General features: G+C 67.8%; 2 protein-coding genes. One reads left to right on the plus strand and one right to left on the minus strand.

Annotated features, from left to right (window positions below):
- The first annotated feature begins 373 nt into the window (after positions 1–373).
- A complete protein-coding gene (locus I53_RS21030) occupies positions 374–583 on the plus strand; it encodes a hypothetical protein (RefSeq protein ID WP_043354314.1) in 210 nt (69 codons plus the stop codon).
- Between the two features lie 646 nt (positions 584–1229).
- Here I53_RS21030 and I53_RS34625 read toward each other — a convergent pair.
- On the minus strand, positions 1230–1415 hold a 186-nt coding region (locus I53_RS34625), incomplete at its 5' end, for a hypothetical protein (RefSeq protein WP_210161592.1).

Raw genomic sequence — 1415 nt, forward strand, 5'->3', positions numbered from 1 at the left:
ATTTGCGCCGCCGGCGAAGGGGTCGTTGGTCCTCCTCATCGCCTTCTGCCGCCAAAGAGCAGCCGATCGGCTGACCTTCGCATCCCCAGCCCGATCAAACTGGCCGGGAGGTCGGCGACACCCTGGGAGCTCCCGCTCCTGGGGTGTTTCTCGTCGGAGCCCCTGGCCGGGCAGCGCGGCCCTCCGATGAGGCGTGACCATCGCCGGTTCACGCCGACCGGCGTTGGAACGAGAGCGTCCCTCCCCGCGTATGGGGGGCGATCCTGCTGTGGACGAGATCGCTGGAGCGGGTCCTGAGCCGCCGTCCTTTCTGACGCGGTAACCATGCCAGGCCTATCAGCCACATCCCCGAGGCCGCGAGGCAGGTGCATGCATGGGCGATGATGTGGCTGCGATCCTTTTGACCCTCGCGACCGAGAACGTCGAACTGCGCGAGCAGCTCGCCACCGCGCAGGACATGCTGATGGAGACAGCCGTCGATGCCGGGCAGCTCCATGCCCGAATTCAGGAACTGCAGGCCGAATGCGATGCGTGGCGGGCTGAGGCGGGGCGCCTGGAGGCCCGGGCCCTGCGAAGAGCCTGAAGGGTCAGGCTATGGCCCAGAACAGCGGCAGCGCACCCGCCAGGAAGAGGGCTGAGGAGAGGAGCACGGCAAGGCGCTCGCGATGGTAGAGGACGAAGGCGTGAGGGCTGGCGAACATGGCGACATTGGATCGGACGGGGAGAGATCACGTACGCCCCTGAACCTTGACGGATCGAGGGCGCTTCGCGCTGTCCACAATTGATGGCCGATCCCTGTCGCTGCCGAGCCACATCCTTTTGGATGTGCTCGGACGCACCCTGCGGAGGCCGGGCCGAGCGTAATGTGTCCTCGTGGCTGCTATCGCCCCCTCAGCGGCCCGATCCAGCGGCGCAGTGACCTTCCGGGTTGCTGCGCCGTTGTCGCCCCAGGCGGCCCGCAGAGCCGCCGGCATTCCGTGCGAGCCGCCTCTATCCGCCGGACAAGGTCGGCCGCGCGATCCACGAGGCCGACGCCCTTGGCGCAGTTCGGATCGGCGTCCATCCGCACAAGTGGCACCGCCAAGCCCCGGCTCAAACCTTTCGCACGAAGGTCACCGGCAGGAGCGGCGTGAAGTGATCTCGGCACACGCGATCCCGCGGGATCACGGCACGCGGGCCAGATCGCGCCATGAGGATGAAGAGGGTACTGACGGCGCCCTCCGAGAAGGTCAGCGCTCAATACGGGACGCGGCGCTGCCGCCTCGATACCGCCGGGCTCTTCCATTGGCGTCCGGGTCTGAAGGTCCCCAACCGCGGGCATCACGGTCGGCAGCTTCGACCGAGCGCCGAACTTGTCGCGCCTCCGCGGCGGCGATTGCCTCGACCGCGGCGATGACGTCCTTCAGTGCAGCGAT

It is taken from the genome of Methylobacterium sp. B1, from assembly GCF_000333255.1.
In the GTDB taxonomy this organism is placed as follows: domain Bacteria; phylum Pseudomonadota; class Alphaproteobacteria; order Rhizobiales; family Beijerinckiaceae; genus Methylobacterium; species Methylobacterium fujisawaense.

Excerpts from the sequence above, each read along its gene's own strand:
- I53_RS21030 (WP_043354314.1), top strand. The coding sequence starts at position 374 with ATGGGCGATGATGTGGCTGCGATCCTTTTGACCCTCGCGACCGAGAAC.